At 64.8% G+C, this 16,181-nt stretch carries 20 protein-coding genes and 1 pseudogene; 15 read left to right on the forward strand and 6 right to left on the reverse strand.

The genetic code is table 11. The features are described 5' to 3' along the window. Nucleotides 1-2 precede the first annotated feature (2 nt). From G6N15_RS04685 to G6N15_RS04705, 5 genes are all read left to right on the forward strand, one after another. A complete protein-coding gene (locus tag G6N15_RS04685) occupies nucleotides 3-902 on the forward strand; it encodes an NAD(P)-dependent oxidoreductase (RefSeq protein WP_083087438.1) in 900 nt (299 codons plus the stop codon). A gap of 184 nt (nucleotides 903-1,086) precedes the next feature. Beyond that, on the forward strand, nucleotides 1,087-2,181 hold the full coding sequence (locus tag G6N15_RS04690; protein WP_083087439.1) for an amidohydrolase family protein: 1,095 nt from the start codon (nucleotides 1,087-1,089) through the stop codon (nucleotides 2,179-2,181). A 22-nt stretch (nucleotides 2,182-2,203) separates the two neighbouring features. Further along, on the forward strand, nucleotides 2,204-3,349 hold the full coding sequence (locus tag G6N15_RS04695) for an amidohydrolase family protein (RefSeq protein ID WP_083087440.1): 1,146 nt from the start codon (nucleotides 2,204-2,206) through the stop codon (nucleotides 3,347-3,349). Beyond that, nucleotides 3,350-3,742 carry a Rieske (2Fe-2S) protein gene (locus G6N15_RS04700; protein ID WP_083087441.1) on the forward strand — a complete coding sequence of 131 codons (393 nt, stop codon included), beginning with the start codon at nucleotides 3,350-3,352 and terminating at the stop codon, nucleotides 3,740-3,742. Between the two features lie 68 nt (nucleotides 3,743-3,810). Then, complete coding sequence (locus G6N15_RS04705; protein WP_083087506.1) at nucleotides 3,811-4,677, forward strand: alpha/beta fold hydrolase; 867 nt, start codon at nucleotides 3,811-3,813, stop codon at nucleotides 4,675-4,677. 2 nt (nucleotides 4,678-4,679) lie between these two features. Here G6N15_RS04705 and G6N15_RS04710 read toward each other — a convergent pair whose 3' ends face one another. After that, a complete protein-coding gene (locus G6N15_RS04710) occupies nucleotides 4,680-5,153 on the reverse strand; it encodes a hypothetical protein (RefSeq protein WP_083087442.1) in 474 nt (157 codons plus the stop codon). Between G6N15_RS04710 and G6N15_RS04715 the strand changes: the two genes are divergently transcribed. The 10 genes and pseudogenes from G6N15_RS04715 to G6N15_RS04760 all read left to right on the forward strand — a co-directional run bounded on the left by G6N15_RS04715 (nucleotide 5,152) and on the right by G6N15_RS04760 (nucleotide 13,085). Then, nucleotides 5,152-6,435 carry an NADH-ubiquinone oxidoreductase-F iron-sulfur binding region domain-containing protein gene (locus tag G6N15_RS04715; RefSeq protein WP_083087443.1) on the forward strand — a complete coding sequence of 428 codons (1,284 nt, stop codon included), beginning with the start codon at nucleotides 5,152-5,154 and terminating at the stop codon, nucleotides 6,433-6,435. The two genes, G6N15_RS04710 and G6N15_RS04715, sit on opposite strands and share 2 nt — an antisense overlap. 8 nt (nucleotides 6,436-6,443) lie before the next feature. After that, entirely contained in the window at nucleotides 6,444-6,743 is a 300-nt protein-coding gene (locus G6N15_RS04720; RefSeq protein ID WP_179961810.1) for a ferredoxin, read from the forward strand. Then, entirely contained in the window at nucleotides 6,725-8,383 is a 1,659-nt protein-coding gene (locus G6N15_RS04725; protein ID WP_139797815.1) for a thiolase C-terminal domain-containing protein, read from the forward strand. Before G6N15_RS04720 ends, G6N15_RS04725 begins: the two co-directional genes overlap by 19 nt. Then, nucleotides 8,380-9,275 (forward strand): annotated as a pseudogene (locus tag G6N15_RS04730) (alpha/beta fold hydrolase). Before G6N15_RS04725 ends, G6N15_RS04730 begins: the two are co-directional and overlap by 4 nt. Continuing rightward, nucleotides 9,275-10,090: an NAD(P)-dependent oxidoreductase gene (locus tag G6N15_RS04735; protein ID WP_083087445.1), complete on the forward strand. Its 816-nt coding sequence runs from the start codon at nucleotides 9,275-9,277 to the stop codon at nucleotides 10,088-10,090. The pseudogene G6N15_RS04730 and the gene G6N15_RS04735 overlap by 1 nt, the downstream one beginning before the upstream one ends. Continuing rightward, on the forward strand, nucleotides 10,087-10,884 hold the full coding sequence (locus tag G6N15_RS04740; RefSeq protein WP_083087446.1) for an NAD(P)-dependent oxidoreductase: 798 nt from the start codon (nucleotides 10,087-10,089) through the stop codon (nucleotides 10,882-10,884). The genes G6N15_RS04735 and G6N15_RS04740 overlap by 4 nt, the downstream gene beginning before the upstream one ends. A gap of 110 nt (nucleotides 10,885-10,994) precedes the next feature. Further along, nucleotides 10,995-12,200 (forward strand): cytochrome P450, encoded by a 1,206-nt coding sequence (locus G6N15_RS04745; protein ID WP_083087508.1) that lies wholly within the window; start codon nucleotides 10,995-10,997, stop codon nucleotides 12,198-12,200. Continuing rightward, a complete protein-coding gene (locus G6N15_RS04750; RefSeq protein WP_083087447.1) occupies nucleotides 12,197-12,394 on the forward strand; it encodes a ferredoxin in 198 nt (65 codons plus the stop codon). The genes G6N15_RS04745 and G6N15_RS04750 overlap by 4 nt, the downstream gene beginning before the upstream one ends. 32 nt (nucleotides 12,395-12,426) lie before the next feature. After that, on the forward strand, nucleotides 12,427-12,654 hold the full coding sequence (locus tag G6N15_RS04755; RefSeq protein WP_232070352.1) for a ribbon-helix-helix domain-containing protein: 228 nt from the start codon (nucleotides 12,427-12,429) through the stop codon (nucleotides 12,652-12,654). 8 nt (nucleotides 12,655-12,662) lie between these two features. Then, complete coding sequence (locus G6N15_RS04760; RefSeq protein WP_264019274.1) at nucleotides 12,663-13,085, forward strand: type II toxin-antitoxin system VapC family toxin; 423 nt, start codon at nucleotides 12,663-12,665, stop codon at nucleotides 13,083-13,085. Nucleotides 13,086-13,158: 73 nt separating this feature from the next. On the opposite strand, the gene G6N15_RS04765 is transcribed toward G6N15_RS04760, so the two are convergent. The 5 genes from G6N15_RS04765 to G6N15_RS04785 all read right to left on the reverse strand — a co-directional run bounded on the left by G6N15_RS04765 (nucleotide 13,159) and on the right by G6N15_RS04785 (nucleotide 16,149). Then, entirely contained in the window at nucleotides 13,159-13,443 is a 285-nt protein-coding gene (locus G6N15_RS04765) for a DUF1330 domain-containing protein (protein ID WP_083087450.1), read from the reverse strand. Between the two features lie 20 nt (nucleotides 13,444-13,463). Beyond that, nucleotides 13,464-13,652: a ferredoxin gene (locus tag G6N15_RS04770; RefSeq protein ID WP_083087451.1), complete on the reverse strand. Its 189-nt coding sequence runs from the start codon at nucleotides 13,650-13,652 to the stop codon at nucleotides 13,464-13,466. Further along, on the reverse strand, nucleotides 13,649-14,902 hold the full coding sequence (locus G6N15_RS04775; protein WP_083087509.1) for a cytochrome P450: 1,254 nt from the start codon (nucleotides 14,900-14,902) through the stop codon (nucleotides 13,649-13,651). The genes G6N15_RS04770 and G6N15_RS04775 overlap by 4 nt, the downstream gene beginning before the upstream one ends. A gap of 126 nt (nucleotides 14,903-15,028) precedes the next feature. Beyond that, nucleotides 15,029-15,535: a hypothetical protein gene (locus G6N15_RS04780; protein ID WP_083087452.1), complete on the reverse strand. Its 507-nt coding sequence runs from the start codon at nucleotides 15,533-15,535 to the stop codon at nucleotides 15,029-15,031. Beyond that, nucleotides 15,532-16,149: a TetR/AcrR family transcriptional regulator gene (locus tag G6N15_RS04785; protein WP_083087510.1), complete on the reverse strand. Its 618-nt coding sequence runs from the start codon at nucleotides 16,147-16,149 to the stop codon at nucleotides 15,532-15,534. Before G6N15_RS04785 ends, G6N15_RS04780 begins: the two co-directional genes overlap by 4 nt. Nucleotides 16,150-16,181: the final 32 nt, after the last annotated feature.

A 16,181-nucleotide genomic window follows, 5' to 3' on the forward strand; every position in this document is an offset into this window, starting at 1 on the left:
CCTTGGAGATCGGATTCATCGGCTTGGGCCACATGGGATTTCCCATCGCGCGCCGGCTCATCGAGGCCGGTCACCGCGTGGTCGCCTTCGACACGCGCAGGGAAGCACTCGAGCGCCTCGTCGGCCACGGCGCGCATCCCGCATCCTCTCCGAAAGAGGTCGCTGATCGCGCCGAAACGGTGATGGCAAGCCTGCCCTCGCCCGCAGCGTCGCTTGAGGTCTCGACTGGCACAGGGGGCGTCATCCAGGGCTCGCGGGTCAAGCGCTATGTCGACCTGTCGACCGTCGGCAGCCGAACCGCGACTCGCATCCATGACCTTCTTGCCAAGCGCAACGTCGTCGCGCTGGACAGTCCGGTCAGTGGCGGGGTCAACGGGGCGGAGAACGGGACGCTTGCGGTCATGGTGTCCGGACCGAGGACCGAATTCGATTCGCTGCAGCCAGCTTTCACCACGATTGGCCGGCCGTTCTACGTCGGCGAGCAGCCGGGGTTAGCGCAGACGATGAAGCTGGCCAACAACATCTTGGCGGCCACCGTGTTGGCTGCGACTTCGGAGGCCGTCGTCATGGGAGTCAAGTCCGGTCTCGACCCCGACGTGATGGTCGAGGTGCTCAATGCGGGTTCCGGCGCGACCAGCGCCAGCCGCGACAAGTTCCCGCGCGCGATCCTGCCGCGCACTTTCGACTACGGCTTTGCTACCGGGCTGATGGTCAAAGATGTCCGGCTCTATCTCGACGAAGCCGAAGCGCTGGGGGTGCCGACCGGTGTCGCTGAAGCGGTCGCACGGCTCTGGGAAGACACGGTCCGCGATCAGGGCCCGGAGTCGGATTTCACGACCGTTATCAAGTCGATCGAACAGGCCGCCGGCGTAATCGTGGGCGCCCGCCGCATGCGAGAATGATATTATCCGTTCTGAAGAACTTCCCTTACAGCTCGTGGTGGCAATAGTGGCGACTACCAGGGACAATGTTTAATCGAAATGCTTACCGGAAACGCGTTGATTGGCGAGCGGCAAAAATGTTAGATTACCTAGCGTATGGCCACCTGGTCCGACATCGTCGTCGGAACCGCGGAGGGTTGGTTTAGTGATACAGCATCCCGACGGAACCCGTACGCCCGTCATCGACGCGAGCGTGCACATTTTCTCCGCGTCCACTCCTGACATCCGCAAGTTCCTGCGGGAGCCGTTCAAGAGCCGCGGCTTCCCCGACTATGAGATGGACTGGTACGGCGCGCCGGGCGGCGAGTACGCACGCGACACCCACGGGCCGGACCGCAGCTATCCGGGCTCCAACCCGGATTTCGTGGGGAACCATCTCTTCAACGAACGCGGTGTCGACGTCGCGGTGCTGCACCCGATGGGTCGCGGCATCATGCCCGACCGGCATCTGGGCAGCGCACTGTGCGCGGCACACAACGAGATGATGGTGGCGCGTTGGCTGGAAAACGCAGAGTTCGGTGAGCGCTTCCGCGGCACCATCCGGCTGAATCCCGATGACATCGCCGGCGCGCTGCGCGAGCTCGCGAAGTACAAAGACCATCCCCGCGTCGTGCAGATCGGTGTTCCGCTGCAGTCCCGTGAGCTCTACGGCAAGCCGCAGTTCTGGCCCCTGTGGGAAGCCGCGGCCGACGCCAATCTTCCGGTGGCCGTGCACATCGAAACCGGTGAAGGCATCGGGTACCCGCCAACACCGTCGGGGCACACCCAGACCTACGAGCAGTACGTCAGCTTCATGGCGCTGAACTACCTGTACCACCTGATGAACATGATCGCCGAGGGAGTCTTCGAGCGTTTCCCGACGCTGAAGTTCGTCTGGGCCGACGGTGCCGCCGATTTCGTCACGCCGTTCATCTGGCGGATGGACACCTTCGGCCGGCCGCACTTGGAGCAGACGCCGTGGGCGCCGCGGATCCCGAGTGACTACCTGCCCGGGCATGTGTACTTCATCGCCGGCGGTCTGGACGGCCCTCCGCGCGACGCCGAGTTCGCCGACCAGTGGTTCGGCTTCACCGGCAAGGAAGACATGGTGATGTTCGGCTCGAGCTATCCGCACTGGCAGTGCTGGGATGCCAGCCAGCTGCCCAGCGCGCTCACCGCCGAGCAACGCGAAAAGGTGTGCTGGCGCAACGCCGCTGGGCTCTACGGCATAGACATTCCGGCACAGTTGGCCGCACAGTAGACGTAGACCAAGGGAGACCGCGATGACGCTGATACAAACCCAAGAACGGGTTCCCGCGAAGGAGCAAATCGCCGTCCGGTGCGTGGACTCCGACGTCCACCCGGTACCGAAACGCGGTGAGCTCACTCAATACATCCCCGAGCCGTGGCGCAGCAAGTTCTTCCTGCAGCACCGGGTCGGCGAGCTCATCTACTACGACGCTCCCGACTACGCGCACTCCTACGCCATGCGGGTGGATACCTTCCCGCCCGACGGCGAATTCCCCGGCAGCGACCCGGACATGGCGTTCCGGCAGCTGATCATGGAGGCCGGCTCCGACATCGCGATTCTCGAGCCCGCCGCGCGCAGTCCGAAGCATCCCGAAGCACACCAGGCGATGTCGTCCGCACTCAACGATTGGCAGGCCAACCACTGGCTGGACAGCCACAACAACTGGCACCAGCGCTGGCGCGGGTCGATCTGCGTGGCCATCGAAGATCCCGAAGGGGCGGCCCGCGAGATCGAGCGGTGGGCCGGACACCCCTACATGGCGCAGATCCTGATCAAGGCCGAACCGCGGCCGTCATGGGGCCACCGGATGTACGACCCGATATGGGCGGCGGCTACCAAACACGACATCGTGGTGAGCTGCCATCTGTCCCGCAGCAACTACGAGATGCTGCCCATGCCGCCGGTCGGGTTCCCGAGCTACAACCACGACTTCATGGTCACCTACTCGCTGCTGGCCGCCAACCAGGTGATGAGCCTGATCTTCGACGGCGTCTTCGACCGCTTCCCCACGCTGCGAATCGTGTTCGTCGAGCACGCGTTCAGCTGGATACTGCCGCTGATGTGGCGGATGGACGCCATCTACGAGGCCCGCAAGTCGTGGGTGGACATCAAACGCAAGCCAAGTGAATACGTCAAGGACCACATCAAGTTCACCACCCAGCCGCTCGATTATCCGGAGGACAAGACCGAGCTGACGCGGGCGCTGGAGTGGATGGAGTGCGACAAGATCCTGCTGTATTCCTCGGACTACCCGCACTGGACCTTCGACGACCCGCGCTGGCTGGTCAAGCACCTACCCAAAGCGGCCCGCGAAGCCGTCATGTTCAAAAACGGCATCGCCACCTATCACCTCCCCGAGACGGTTCCCGTCCTCGAAGGTCAGGTGCGGGTGTTCTAGATGCCCGCCCAGACCACACGGCCCCGGCTGGCCCAGGGCCGCGAGCATGTCGTCGCCACGGTGGACGAAATACCGCCGGGCACACACAAACTGGTGCCGATCGGGCGCCACGGCGTCGGCGTGTACAACATCAACGGCACCTTCTACGCGATCGCGAATTACTGCCCGCACCAAGGCGGTCCGCTGTGTTCCGGGCGGCTGCGGGGCCGCACTGTTGTCGACGAAGACGTGCCCGGCGACGCGGTGGTGGTCCGCGACCAGGAATTCATTTACTGCCCGTGGCACCAATGGGGTTTCGAGCTCGCGACCGGCACGACCGCAGTCAAGCCGGAGTGGAGCATTCGCACCTACCCGGTCCGGGTGGTGGGCAACGATGTGCTGGTGCAGGCGTGAACGCGCGACGGCGACGATGCAGAGCGAAGCGATGAGGAGGAGCGTCGCCAATGACAGGAGCGTGGCCGGTGTCTTCTGTTGAAGTGAACGGCGGCAACGTCGTCTACGAAATCCTCGGCGACTCAGGGGATCTGATCGTTCTGACACCGGGCGGGCGGTTCAGCAAGGAAATCCCGGGTCTGCGCCCGTTGGCTGAGGCGCTGGTGGACGGCGGGTATCAGGTCTTGCTGTGGGACCGGCCGAACTGCGGGGCATCCGATGTGCAGTTCTACGGGCAAAGCGAATCGCACATGCGCGCCGAGACTTTGCAGGGCTTGCTGACCAAGCTCGATCTCGGCCCCTGCATTCTCGCTGGCGGCTCGGGTGGGGCGCGGGATTCGATGTTGACGACGATGCTTTATCCCGAGCTCGTCACCAAGCTGGTGGTGTGGAACATCGTCGGCGGTATCTACGGCACGTTCGTCCTTGGCTCCTACTACGTGATCCCGAGCATTCTCGCGGCGCGCGGAACGGGCATGGAAGGGGTTGTAAAAGTTCCCGAATGGCGCGAGCGAATCGAGGAGAATCCGAACAACAAACAGCGATTCCTCGAGCTCGACCGCGACGAGTTCCTCAAGGTGATGTTGCGCTGGCTGGGCGCGTTCGTCTCTAAGCCGGGGCAGACCATTCCTGGTGTCGACGACGAAATGTTCGACCGGATCACGGTTCCGACCCTGATCATCCGCGGCGGCGAGAACGACTGGGATCATCCTAAGCGGACGTCATTGGAAGTCAGCTGTCTGATCAAGGGATCGAAGCTCATCGACCCGCCCTGGCCGGAGGATGCCTGGGAGCGTGCCGCTGAAGAGCGCGCCGCGGGAAAAGTGAAGCATTTCAACATGTTCGACACATGGGTGCAGGCCGCGCCCGCGATCCTGGAATTCCTGGGCTCGTGATGTCAGTCGGTGCGGATGTGGACTTCGCAGTTGAGCGAGGCTTCCAGTGCGGTGTGGATGCGGCTTTCCGGGATGCGGTCCAGATCGGACTGGCGCAGCGTCACGTAGACGATGTCGTAGCCGTCGTCGCCGGCCACGCGCTTGATGTCGCCGGTGAGGCCGAAGCCGGAAAGCACGCCGTGGGCGTCGTCGTCGGTTCCTCTGCTGACGTAGGTGACCACTCCGGCAGCCGGCGCGGTACCGAAAGCCTTGGCGCACATGTCGACCGCGGTTTGTTTGAGAGTGTGGGCGTCGTCGCCGGCGATCAGCAGCTGCACTTCCCGCCGCGTCACCGACGTAGCCGCAAGGTCTTTGTCCACTACCTCCGCGCCGGCATCGCCGGCCAGTTGCCGGAGCGCAGTCATGCCCTCGTCTAACCGCGCCGGGGCCAACGTGCCAGAGGGATCGACATTGACCCGCACCACCGCAGTTCGCATGGGTGCCAGCCTAACCGTGGCGGCTTGGCCTGGGTGCGCTGCGCGGCTGCTGCGCGACCAGCCGGGCCGAGAGGACTACGCGGCCTACCGAGAGTTGGACGGGTATCAGGCCCTCGGATCGGCCGACGACTTGCTTGCCGAAGTCGAGCGCAGCGGGTTGCTGGGCCGTGGCGGTGCCGCCTTCCCGCTGGCGGTGAAGCTGCGTGCGGTGCGCGACAACGGAAGGCGTAGCGGAGTCGGCACGGTAGTGATCGCGAATGGCGAAGAGGGTGAACCGGCGTCGGTCAAGGACCGTTGGTTGTTGCGCCATCGGCCGCACTTGGTTCTCGACGGGCTGCGACTGGCCGCGGCGATTGTCGACGCCGAGCGCGCATACGTGTATGTGTCCGATCCGGAAGCGGCGCGCAGCGTCGAGGATGCGCTGACCGAATTCCGCAGTCTCGGTGTCCCGGTGGAGGTGTGGACAGTCGAGCCCGGCTATGTGGCCGGTGAGGAGACGGCCGCGGTGCGGGCACTCAACGGCGGACCGGTCAAGCCCGCCGACAAGCCGCCCCGCCCGTTCCAAGAAGGCGTCGGCGGGCGACCGACGTTGGTGAGCAATGTCGAAACGCTGGCCAACCTGCCGTATCTGCAGCAGCACGGCTCCGCGGAATTCCGCAGCCAGGGCACGTCGCTGTCCCCCGGCACATTCTTGCTCACACTCACCGGGGCGGGCCGCCCACCCGGTCTTTACGAGCTGCCCCTCGGCCTGCCGTTCACTGAAGTGCTTGCGCTGCACGGTGTTTCTGTTGAGCAGGTGCGGGGTGTGTTGATGGGTGGCTATTTCGCGGGCATGCTCAACCGCAGCGTCCTTGATGCCACCTTGGACTACGAGAGGCTGCGCGGCCTCGGCAGCGGCCTGGGCGCGGGCGCAATCTCGGTGCTCACCGACGACTGCGCGGTTGCGGTCGCCGCGTCGGTGTTGGCCTACTTCGATCGGGAGAACGCCGGTCAGTGCGGGTCGTGTTTCAACGGCACCGCCGCGATGGCGGCAGTCGCCGGGGCGCTACGTGACGGTGCGGCGACCACCGAGGATGTGTCCCGGCTGAGGCGCTGGTCGGTGATGCTGCGCGGTCGCGGTGCCTGCGCGACGCTGGACGCCGCGACCAACACGGCGGCCAGCCTGCTGGACCAATTCCCGCATGCGGTGGAACGTCATCTCGACAATGCCTGCGAGCCTTGCCGTGTCGGCGCATTTCGCGCTTACCGGCCCTACGAAGTGGAGGCGGTGGTCCAGGCATGACCGAACGCATGACGATCCGCCTCGACCGCACCCTGTGCGACGGGTTCGGTATCTGCGCCAAGCATGCGCCGAAGTATTTCTCGCTCGACGATTGGGGGTATGCGTCGCTGATCGGCGACGGCACAGTGACCGAGGAAGACCACGACGCGGTCATGCGGGCGCTGCTGGACTGTCCCGTCCACGCGATCATGGAGGTTGGTGAGCACAGGCCCTACGACACCCGGCTACCGTCGAGCGGTCCTGACGAGGATCCCACTGCGCATCTCAAAACAGAAGAGAACGAAGCGGAGTGGGGGTTCACCCGTTGACCGGCCGCCCACTGCCGCTGCTAACCCACGAGAATGAGTTCTTCTGGACGTCAGGTGCCGACGGGAAGCTGCGACTGCAGGAATGCGCGGACTGCCGCGCACTGATCCATCCGCCCGCACCGATCTGCCGATACTGCCGCTCCCACAATCTCTGCGTGCGAGCGCTGTCCGGTCGTGGGACGCTGGCCGGCTTCACCGTCAATCATCGGTTCAGCCTGCCCGGTTTGCCGGCGCCGTATGTGGTGGCCCAAGTTTCGATCGCCGAGGACCCGCGAGCCCGCTTGACTACCAATATCATTGGGTGTGACCCCGATCAGCTGCAGCTCGGCCAGCCGGTGGAGGTGGTTTTCGAGCACGTCGAGGATGTGTGGCTGCCGCTATTTCGGCCCGTTGGTGGTGAGCCCGCGTCGCTCCCGGCCGACGAGATCGAGCCGGAACGCTTCGCCGACCATGTGCATCCCATGCTCACCCGCGAGAAGTTCGAGGACAAAGTTGCGCTGACCGGGATCGGTATGTCCGACATCGGCCGCCGGCTGATGGTGCCCCCGCTCACGCTGACGGTGCAGGCCTGCGAGGCCGCGGTCGCCGACGCGGGGCTGACCCTCGACGACATCGACGGCCTCTCAACGTATCCCGGTGGTGGCAACCTCGGCGGGTTCGGTGAGGGCGGGGTCACCGCGCTGGAGGCCGCGCTCGGAATCCGCCCGACGTGGCACAACGGCGGCATCGAAACCTTCGGCCCGGGCGGATCGGTGATCGCCGCGATGCTCGCGGTCGCCGGCGGCTTGGCCCGTCACGTGCTGTGCTTCCGGACGTTGTGGGAGGCCACCTACAACGAACTGATGAAACAGGGCAAGATCGTCCCCTCTGGAGGCCGTACCACCAGCTGGCTCTTCCCGTTCGGTGCCACGTCAGCAGCGCACACCCTGGCGCAGAATGCGCAGCGACACATGCATCGGTACGGGACGACGAAGGAGACGCTGGGCTGGATTGCGTTGAACCAGCGGGCCAATGCGGAACTCAACCCGACCGCGGTCTATCGGTCGCCGATGACGATGGAGGACTACCTCAGCGCGCGGCCGATCACGACGCCCTTCGGTCTCTACGACTGCGACGTGCCGTGCGACGGGGCGATCGCCGTCATCGTGTCCGCGGTCGACGCTGCCCGCGACCTGGCCAAGCCGCCGGTGTTGGTGGAGGCGGTGGGAACACAGATCATCGAGCGGATCGACTGGGACCAAAGCACTTTGACCCATGAGCCGCAGGTACTGGGCCAATCTGCGCACCTGTGGACGCGCACCTCGCTGACCCCGCAGGACGTGGACGTCGCCGAGCTCTACGACGGGTTCACGATGAACTGCCTGTCCTGGATCGAGGCCCTTGGCTTTTGCGGTATCGGTGAGGCCAAGGAGTTCCTGGACGGCGGCAAGAACATCGCCCGCGACGGCCTGTTGCCGCTGAACACGCACGGCGGCCAGCTATCTCACGGTCGCACTCATGGCATGGGTTTGCTGCACGAAGCGGTCAGCCAGCTGCGCGGCGAGGCCGGCGACCGCCAGGTTGCCGACGCGCGCGTCGGCGTGGTCAGCAGCGGCGGTCTCACGCCCAGCGGTGTGCTCCTGTTGCGGGCCGATACATGAATGCTCCCCGCCCCCGGATCGTCAACGCCGACGGCGTACCGATGTCCGCGTTGGTCACTGAAGTAACCGCACCGCGGGCGGTGGTGGTGGCCTTGCACGGCGGTGGCACCAGCTCCGTGTATTTCGATTGTCCGGGCCACCCGTCGTTGTCCTTGCTGCGGCTGGGAGCCATGTTGGGCTACACGGTGATTGCGCTCGACCGGCCCGGCTATGGCAGCTCGGCGCCCTACCCGGACGCGATGGCACAGCCCGAGCAGCGGGCCGCCCTCGCTTACGCGGCAGTCCACCGCATTCTTGCCGAGCGACCACATGGGGCCGGCTTGTTCTTGCTGGCGCATTCAGGCGGGTGCGAGTTGGCACTACGGATGGCCGCTGACCAGCGAGGCGATCAGCTGCTCGGTATCGAACTGGCCGGCACTATCACCCCGCGAGCCGCGAGGTGCTCAAAGCAGCGACGCGCGAGCACCGCCCCGCCGGACTGCGCGAGCTGTTGTGGCACCCGACGCGGCTGTATCCGCCCGACCTGCTCACCGGGATCACGAATTCGTCGACGGCTCCCGCCTACGAGGAGACGGTGGTGACAAGCTGGGCCCGCCAAGACTTTCCGGCGCTGGCGGCCCGGGTGCGTGTCCCGGTGCAGCTCAGCGTCGCCGAACACGAGCGGGTCTGGCAGTCCGATCCGGCGGCGTTGGCTGAGATCGCCGCGATGTTCTCGGCGGCGCCCCGCTTCACCATCAATGAACAAGTCGCAGCCGGACACAATCTCAGCCTCGGCCACACTGCTGCCGCCTACCACTTGAAGGCCTTTTCCTTCGTCGAGGAATGCATCGTCGCGCGCGAGAATCCTGCAGTCGCGAACGCGACCACCGATGCCGATTTGGAGGCCGGTTGATGCGGGTGGGTTTCATCGGGTTGGGCAGCCAGGGCGGCCCCATGGCACGACGGATCGTCGACGCCGGATACCCAACGACGTTGTGGGCCCGTCGGCCCGAATCGCTCGAACCGTTCGCCGACACCGCAGCGAAGGTTGCCGGCTCTCCCGCCGAACTCGCCGCCGACAGCGATCTGGTATGCCTGTGCGTCGTCGGTGACGCCGACGTCGACGAGGTCACCACCGGTGAGCAGGGCGTGCTTGCCGGTCTGACGCCCGGCGGTGTGATCGCCGTGCACAGCACTGTTCACCCAAATAGTTGCCGCGAGCTAGCGCAAACTGCTGCAGTGCAGGATGTCTCGGTGATCGATGCGCCGGTCAGCGGCGGTGGCGGCGCGGCGGCCGAAGGCCGGCTGCTCGTGATGGTCGGCGGCGATGCCGACGTGGTCGAGCGGTGCAGGCCGGTGTTCGAAACCTACGCCGACCCCGTGGTTTATTTGGGCGAGCTCGGCTCCGGACAAACCACCAAGCTGCTGAACAACCTGTTGTTCACCGCCAATCTGGCCACGTCTGCGACCACCCTGAGCCTCGGGCAGGCGCTCGGCGTCTCGCCCGAGGGTCTCACCGAGGTCATTTCCCGTGGTAGCGGAAACAGCTTTGCGCTCAACGCTCTTGGTGGCATCGGCGGCCTGGACCGACTGGCCGGTTATGCGGGATCGCTGCTGCAAAAGGATGTCCGGCTGGTGGCCGACCTGGCTGAGCGGGCCTCGGCGTCATCCGGTGCAGTGCTCGACGCTGCCGACGCTGCGCTGACGCTCATGAAACACCCGCGGTGAGAATCGGATTCGTCGGCGCAGGACGGATGGGGCGCCCGATGGTGGCGCGTTTGGTCGAAGCCGGTCACGACGTTCGTGCTTTGGGCCGATCCGCTGAAAAGCGCGCTGCCGTCGCCGAATTGGGCGCCAGTCCGGTGGCCGACATGTCGGAGGTCGGCGCGGAGGCCGACGTCGTGGTGGTATGCGTGTTCACCGATGAACAAGTGCGGCAAGTCTGTCTGGACAGCGACCTGCTGGCGAGCATGCCGCCTGGTTCGGTCCTGGTCGTGCACACCACCGCAAGTCCCGCCACCATCGAGGCGATCGCCGCCCGCGCGGCCACCCATGGCGTCGCCGTCGCCGACGCGCCGGTCAGCGGCGGCCCGCACGACGCGGCGGCCGGCGCCCTGACGCTGTTCGTCGGTGGCGGCGATGATGCAGTCGCGCGCCTGCAGCCGGTATTGGGCTGTTACGGCGATCCCGTCCTGCACGTCGGCCCGACCGGCACCGGCCAGAAGGTGAAGCTGGTCAACAATGCGCTGTTTGCCGCGCAGATCGGGCTGCTCGCCGAATCCGTGCAACTGGGCACGCGGCTCGGCGTACCGGAACCGACGCTGCTAAAAGCCCTTCCCCAGGGCAGCGCGGCCAGTCGGGTGCTGAGCATCGTCGCGGCGGGCGGGTCAGTCGCGTCGTTTATCGAAAGCGTCGGTGAATTCGTGGGCAAAGACGTCGGCGTCGTCAGAGCGATCGCCGCCGAACTTGGCAGCGACCTCGGCCTACTGGACGACGTCATCGACGCCGCGGTGAAGGGATGACATTTGCCGAAGTTTCGATTCCGCTGGGCCCGTGAACACGCTACCGTTAGCGTTACAGTCAGCGATTCCGCTGTAACGGTCCAGCCCGCATGTCGCCGCAGGAGGAGTCAGTGACCAAGCCCAAAGTCGTCTTCGATCCGTTCTCCGAGGAGTTCTTCAACAGCCCGTACGAGATGTATCGGCGGATGCGGGAGGAAGCCCCGGTCTACTACGACGAGAAGTACGACTTTTACGCGCTGAGCCGGCATGCCGACGTGGCCGCTGCCTTTAAGGACTACCAAACGTACTCATCGGCACGGGGAGTCGACTTGGCGATGGTGCGCTCCGGTCAAGTCCCCCATCCGAAATCCATCATCTTCATGGATCCGCCGGAACACCGTCACATGCGCAGCCTGCTCAACAAGGTGTTCACGCCGCGGGCTATCCAGGCGCAGAAGCAGATGGTCACCGAGACCATCGAGCGGTTCTTGGGTGCCGCGAACCCCGACCAGTTCGATGTGGTGCAGGACTTTTCCGCTCCGTTCCCGGTCGAAGTGATCACGACGATGCTCGGGGTGGCGCCCGAACACCGGCAGAAGATCCGGCTGTGGATCGACGAGTCGCTGCATCGCGAGCCAGGCCAGGTCGAGCCAAGCGAGGCTGGGATGCAGGCCAACGTCGAGACGGCGATGTTTTACCTCGACCTGGTACAGCAGCGGCGCAACGAATTGCGCGACGATCTGTTCACCAAGCTGATTACCGCTGAGATCGAGCGGGAGAACGGGGAGAAGACAGGGCTCGACGACGTCGAAATCGCTGGCTTCGCAACGCTGTTGGGTGGTGCGGGTGCTGAGACCGTGACGAAGCTGATCGGCAATGCGGCGATGGTGTTCGCTCGCAACCCCGACCAGTGGCAGAAACTGCTCGACGACCGCAGCAAGATCCCGGCCGCGGTCGAGGAGCTGTTGCGCTACGAGGCGCCATCCCAGTACAACGTGCGCTGCTCTCGCAAAGAGGTTACCCTGCACGGAGTCACGATTCCGGCCGGCAAGCCGGTGTTCTTGATCGGAGGTTCGGCGAATCGGGATCCCGAGGCGTGGACCGATCCGGACAAGTTCGACATCGACCGCGACCCGCATGAAGCGCTGAATGTGGGCTTCGGCTATGGGATTCACAGTTGTCTCGGTGCGGCGCTGGCTCGTATGGAAAGCGCGATCGCGCTGGAGAAGTTGCTCGACTTCATGCCGCGTTACGAAGTCGATTGGGACGGCTGCAAACGCGTCAACATGCAGAACGTGGCGGGCTGGCAGAACGTACCAGTGAGGGTGCTGCGATGAAAAAGGTGGAAGTCGATTTCGGTCTGTGCGAAAGCAATGGCGTGTGCATGGGCATCATTCCCGAGGTGTTCCACCTAAGCGATGACGACATGCTGACCGTGCTTCAGCCGGAAGTCACGCCGGAGAACGAGGAGTTGATTCAGGAAGCGGTGCGCCAATGCCCGCGGCAGGCCATCTCGATCAAGGAAGAGTAAGCCGGCTTGCGCAGCGAGGTATGCTGGCATACATGAAACGTACAACGGTCAAGATCTCGGACGCTCTCGATGCGCGCCTGCGGCATGAGGCCGAGCGGCGGAACCTGACCGTCTCGGAGATCACTCGTGAGGCCCTCGAAGCCTATTTCGGCCAGTCCGGTGGCCGTCGTCATCTTCAGGCAGCGCGCGCCGGCCGCAGCGGTCGCAGCGATATCTCAGAGCGCATCGAAGCCATCCTTGCCGCTGAGGTCGGGCAATAGCCGCGATCATTGTCGATGCTGGCCCGCTGTATGCCTACGTCGATGCTGACGACGCTCACCATGCTTCGTCGCTCGAGCTTCTCGAAACGCATTCCGGGCCGCTGGTCATCCCAACGCTTGTGATCACCGAAGTCGTCTACCTACTCGGTACGCGCCTTGGCGCGAAAGCTGAAATCCGATTTCTCGGCGACCTCGCCGACGGCGCATTCAAGGTCGAGCCCGTCGCTGCCGGAGACTGGTTGCGCATCGCTGAGCTCGTCGCATGGTATCGAGACCTCCCTTTGGGCACCGTCGACGCATCAGTGGTGGCCGCAGCGGAGCGATTCGGCATCAGCGAGATCGCGACCGTGGATCGACGACACTTCAAGGTCGTGCGCCCGACCCACGTCGACGCTTTTACCCTGATCCCCCTGACGACGCACTGGCCCTAGCTCGTGCTTGAGTTGCTCGGCTTCTCTTACCCACAGATCCGGCTGAACCACCGCCGTTTTAGCCCGACGGCGTCTAGAACCCGCTGAGGATGACCGCGTTGCAGTCAGCGGCGGCTTGGCGCAGTTTGGCTGCCTTCTGATAGGCCTCGGACTCATACCACTTGCGCGCAGCCTCGACCGATTCGAACTCGAGGACGACGGTCTGGTCGCCGTGCCAATCGCCTTCCAGGACTTGGGGTGCGGTATCCACTGCGAGGATGTTGACTCCGCCCATCGCCGCACCCGCCGCCTGCGCGTAGGCCTTCATGCCCTCCGGGTCTTTGATGGCCTCGGTCAGAATGATGTAGCCCTTGGCCAAACGAATCTCCTTGTCTAAGATCAGCTTTCGCTGATGGCTTGCTCGGGGCAATCTGCGATCGCCTGTCGTGCTGATTCCTCAAGCCCAGCTGGGACTTCCGGCACCTGGACTTCGGAGTAGCCGTCGTCGTTGAGTTGGAACACTTCCGGGCACAACGTGATACACACGCCATGACCACGACAACGCTGGTCGTCAACCGTCACTTTCATGCCGGGTCGAACTCCAGGTGCAGTTCGGTCAGGCCGCGCAAGATATATGTCGGAAGATAGTGGTAGCGGCGGCTGTTCGCCGCACCGTGCACCCGTTCACAGATCCTGATGTCGGTCGTGCGGTCCAGTAGCCGCTCGATGCCGACCCGGGTCTCGGCTCTCGCCAGCGGCGCACCGGGACACGTGTGGATTCCCCGCCCGAACGCCAGGTGCTGGCGGGCGTTCTTGCGTGCCGGGTCGAATGTGGCGGGCTCCTCGAAGCGGCGCGGGTCACGGTTGGCCGCCGCCTGCAGGACCATCACCGTTGTTCCGGCTGGCATTTCGACGCCGCCCACCTCGGTCGGAACGCGCGACAAGCGGAAGTCACCCTTGACCGGGCTCTCGATGCGCAGCGTCTCCTCGATGAAATTCGGTATGCGGCTGCGGTCTTTGCGCAACTGCCGCTGCACGTCGCGGTTTTCGGCCATGATCTTCAACGCGCTGCCAAGCAGCCGCACCGTGGTCTCTTGACCGGCCGAGAACACGTTGGTCGCCACCCGCACGACGTCGGCCACATCGGGTGTGGAGCCGTCGGGGAACGTCGCGGTCGCCAGTCCGGTCAGCACGTCATCACGCGGTTCGCGGCGGCGGTCCTCGATATAGGTGGCGAACCGCCCGTAAATGAACTCCAGCGGACTGTGGGCCAAAGATTCGCCTTCGGTACTGCCCAGGCCGCCACCGACATTGCGGTGCAGGTTGCGCACGAAGTCGTCGCGGTCGGCGTCGGGCACTCCAAGTAGATCGGCGATTACGAACAACGTGAACGGCGCGGCGAACCCCTTGATGAACTCGCCCTCGCCGCCCACCAAGAAGGTGTCCAGCACCTCGTCGGCCAGCGCCCACATCGCGTCCTCGTTCTCCTTGAGGCGCTTCGGGGTGATCAGCCGCATGAGCAGCGCGCGATGGTTGGTATGGGTTGGCGGGTCGAGCGTGGGCAGTTGATCGCTGAACGGCAGCTCGTCGCGGTGCTGCTCGATCAACTCTGTGACGTCGTCACCTTCTAGCGGCACCGGGAATCCGGGGAACGGCCCGGTCACCGAGATGCACGACGAAAACGTCTCAGCGTCGTTGAACACCGAGACCGCCTCGTCCCAGCCGGTCACCATCATCACATCGTGATGCGGTTCGCGCACCACCGGACACTGCTGGCGCAAGGCCTCGAAGTATGGGTACGGATCCTCGACAAGCCGCTCGTCGCGGAAGAAATCCATCGCGGTCAAGTCAGTCACTGTCCGCTACTCCGTTCGACAATCTCGATTAGCGAGAATCTGCCTCTCATGTATGAGTATTAGATTTCCATAGCTGTTCTGCGTCGTCAACCAGCGCCGCGGCGTGCGTCAGCTCGCGGGCACCAGGTCAGCCGCCACCGAGGGGCAGGCCATGAGGCCGCTGCGGAAAATCTCTGTCGCGCCGACGACCGGCTGCGGGACCGCGGCGGCGGCGAGGGCGTGACCTTTGAACGCCTGTGCGGCCGCGCTGAGCTGGTGCTGCACCAATCCGACGCTGTCGTCGAGCTCGGCCGGCCAGGTCTGGCCCCACAACGTGACTTCGGTGACGCCGTGGTCGAGGGCCTGCAGCACTCCTTGCCGGACCCGGGCGTCGCACCCGAAGAGGTCCGCGGCCGCGGCCAGTGTCTGGGGACGCGGCCAGTGGTCGACCGAGGTCAACGCGTATTCCAGGTCGAGGGTCCGTGCGCCGAGGATCCGCAACGGCCGATCATCGGGATGGTCGGTGAGCAGCACCGTGACGTCCCAGCCGGCCATCGCCCGGTCGAACAGCCAGCCGCCGGCGAACATCACCACGTCGACGACGCTGGCTGCCACAACGTCGAGCCGGTACCTCATCTCGGGCTCGGCGGCGTGAGGTCGCGAGCCAGAGACTCCGCGTACCCCTTGAAGACCTCGGTCAGCGGTATCGAGGGATCGAGCAACCATGTGGTTTCCATTCCGTTGATGAAGGCGAGGATTTCGACTGCCTTGACGGCGGGGTCTATGTCGGTGCGATACCTGCCGGCCTGCTGGCCTTGCCGGATGAGCTCGGCGACGATGTCGACCGCATCGCGATATCTCTTGACAAGGCGGTCGTGCAGCGGAGCATCGGGCAGCAGGTTCTCTACCAGCAGCACCGTGTACGCACCCATCAATTCGGGTGTCCGGTCGTAGCGCTCAGGCACCCGTTCGATTTCGGTGATGAGATCGCCCGCTCGATCCGCGTGCGCATCGTCGTCGGCGTCGCGGACGTCGAGCACCGCGTGCAAGAGCTGTTCTTTGGACTGGAAGTGGTGCAGCAGTCCGGCCGGACTGACCCCGGCTTCCCGGGCAATCTGCGCCAGCGTCGTATTACGCCAGCCGTTGCGGGTCAGCAGCCGCTGCGCCACGGCGAGAATCCGCTGTTTACGGTCCTCACCCTTGGCAAGCAGCGTGTCGTACGGGCGGGTCGCGCTGGAGACGCCGGACACCACACTCCTCGGGCGAGAGAACTAACCTAGTG

Origin of the sequence: Mycobacterium noviomagense, assembly GCF_010731635.1 — a bacterium.
GTDB lineage: Bacteria > Actinomycetota > Actinomycetes > Mycobacteriales > Mycobacteriaceae > Mycobacterium > Mycobacterium noviomagense.

Excerpts from the sequence above, each read along its gene's own strand:
- G6N15_RS04695 (WP_083087440.1), top strand. The coding sequence starts at position 2,204 with ATGACGCTGATACAAACCCAAGAACGGGTTCCCGCGAAGGAGCAAATC.
- G6N15_RS04700 (WP_083087441.1), top strand. The coding sequence starts at position 3,350 with ATGCCCGCCCAGACCACACGGCCCCGGCTGGCCCAGGGCCGCGAGCAT.
- G6N15_RS04715 (WP_083087443.1), top strand. The coding sequence starts at position 5,152 with ATGGGTGCCAGCCTAACCGTGGCGGCTTGGCCTGGGTGCGCTGCGCGG.
- G6N15_RS04710 (WP_083087442.1), bottom strand. The coding sequence starts at position 5,153 with ATGCGAACTGCGGTGGTGCGGGTCAATGTCGATCCCTCTGGCACGTTG.
- G6N15_RS04720 (WP_179961810.1), top strand. The coding sequence starts at position 6,444 with ATGACGATCCGCCTCGACCGCACCCTGTGCGACGGGTTCGGTATCTGC.
- G6N15_RS04735 (WP_083087445.1), top strand. The coding sequence starts at position 9,275 with ATGCGGGTGGGTTTCATCGGGTTGGGCAGCCAGGGCGGCCCCATGGCA.
- G6N15_RS04750 (WP_083087447.1), top strand. The coding sequence starts at position 12,197 with ATGAAAAAGGTGGAAGTCGATTTCGGTCTGTGCGAAAGCAATGGCGTG.
- G6N15_RS04755 (WP_232070352.1), top strand. The coding sequence starts at position 12,427 with ATGAAACGTACAACGGTCAAGATCTCGGACGCTCTCGATGCGCGCCTG.
- G6N15_RS04770 (WP_083087451.1), bottom strand. The coding sequence starts at position 13,652 with ATGAAAGTGACGGTTGACGACCAGCGTTGTCGTGGTCATGGCGTGTGT.
- G6N15_RS04775 (WP_083087509.1), bottom strand. The coding sequence starts at position 14,902 with ATGGATTTCTTCCGCGACGAGCGGCTTGTCGAGGATCCGTACCCATAC.
- G6N15_RS04780 (WP_083087452.1), bottom strand. The coding sequence starts at position 15,535 with ATGAGGTACCGGCTCGACGTTGTGGCAGCCAGCGTCGTCGACGTGGTG.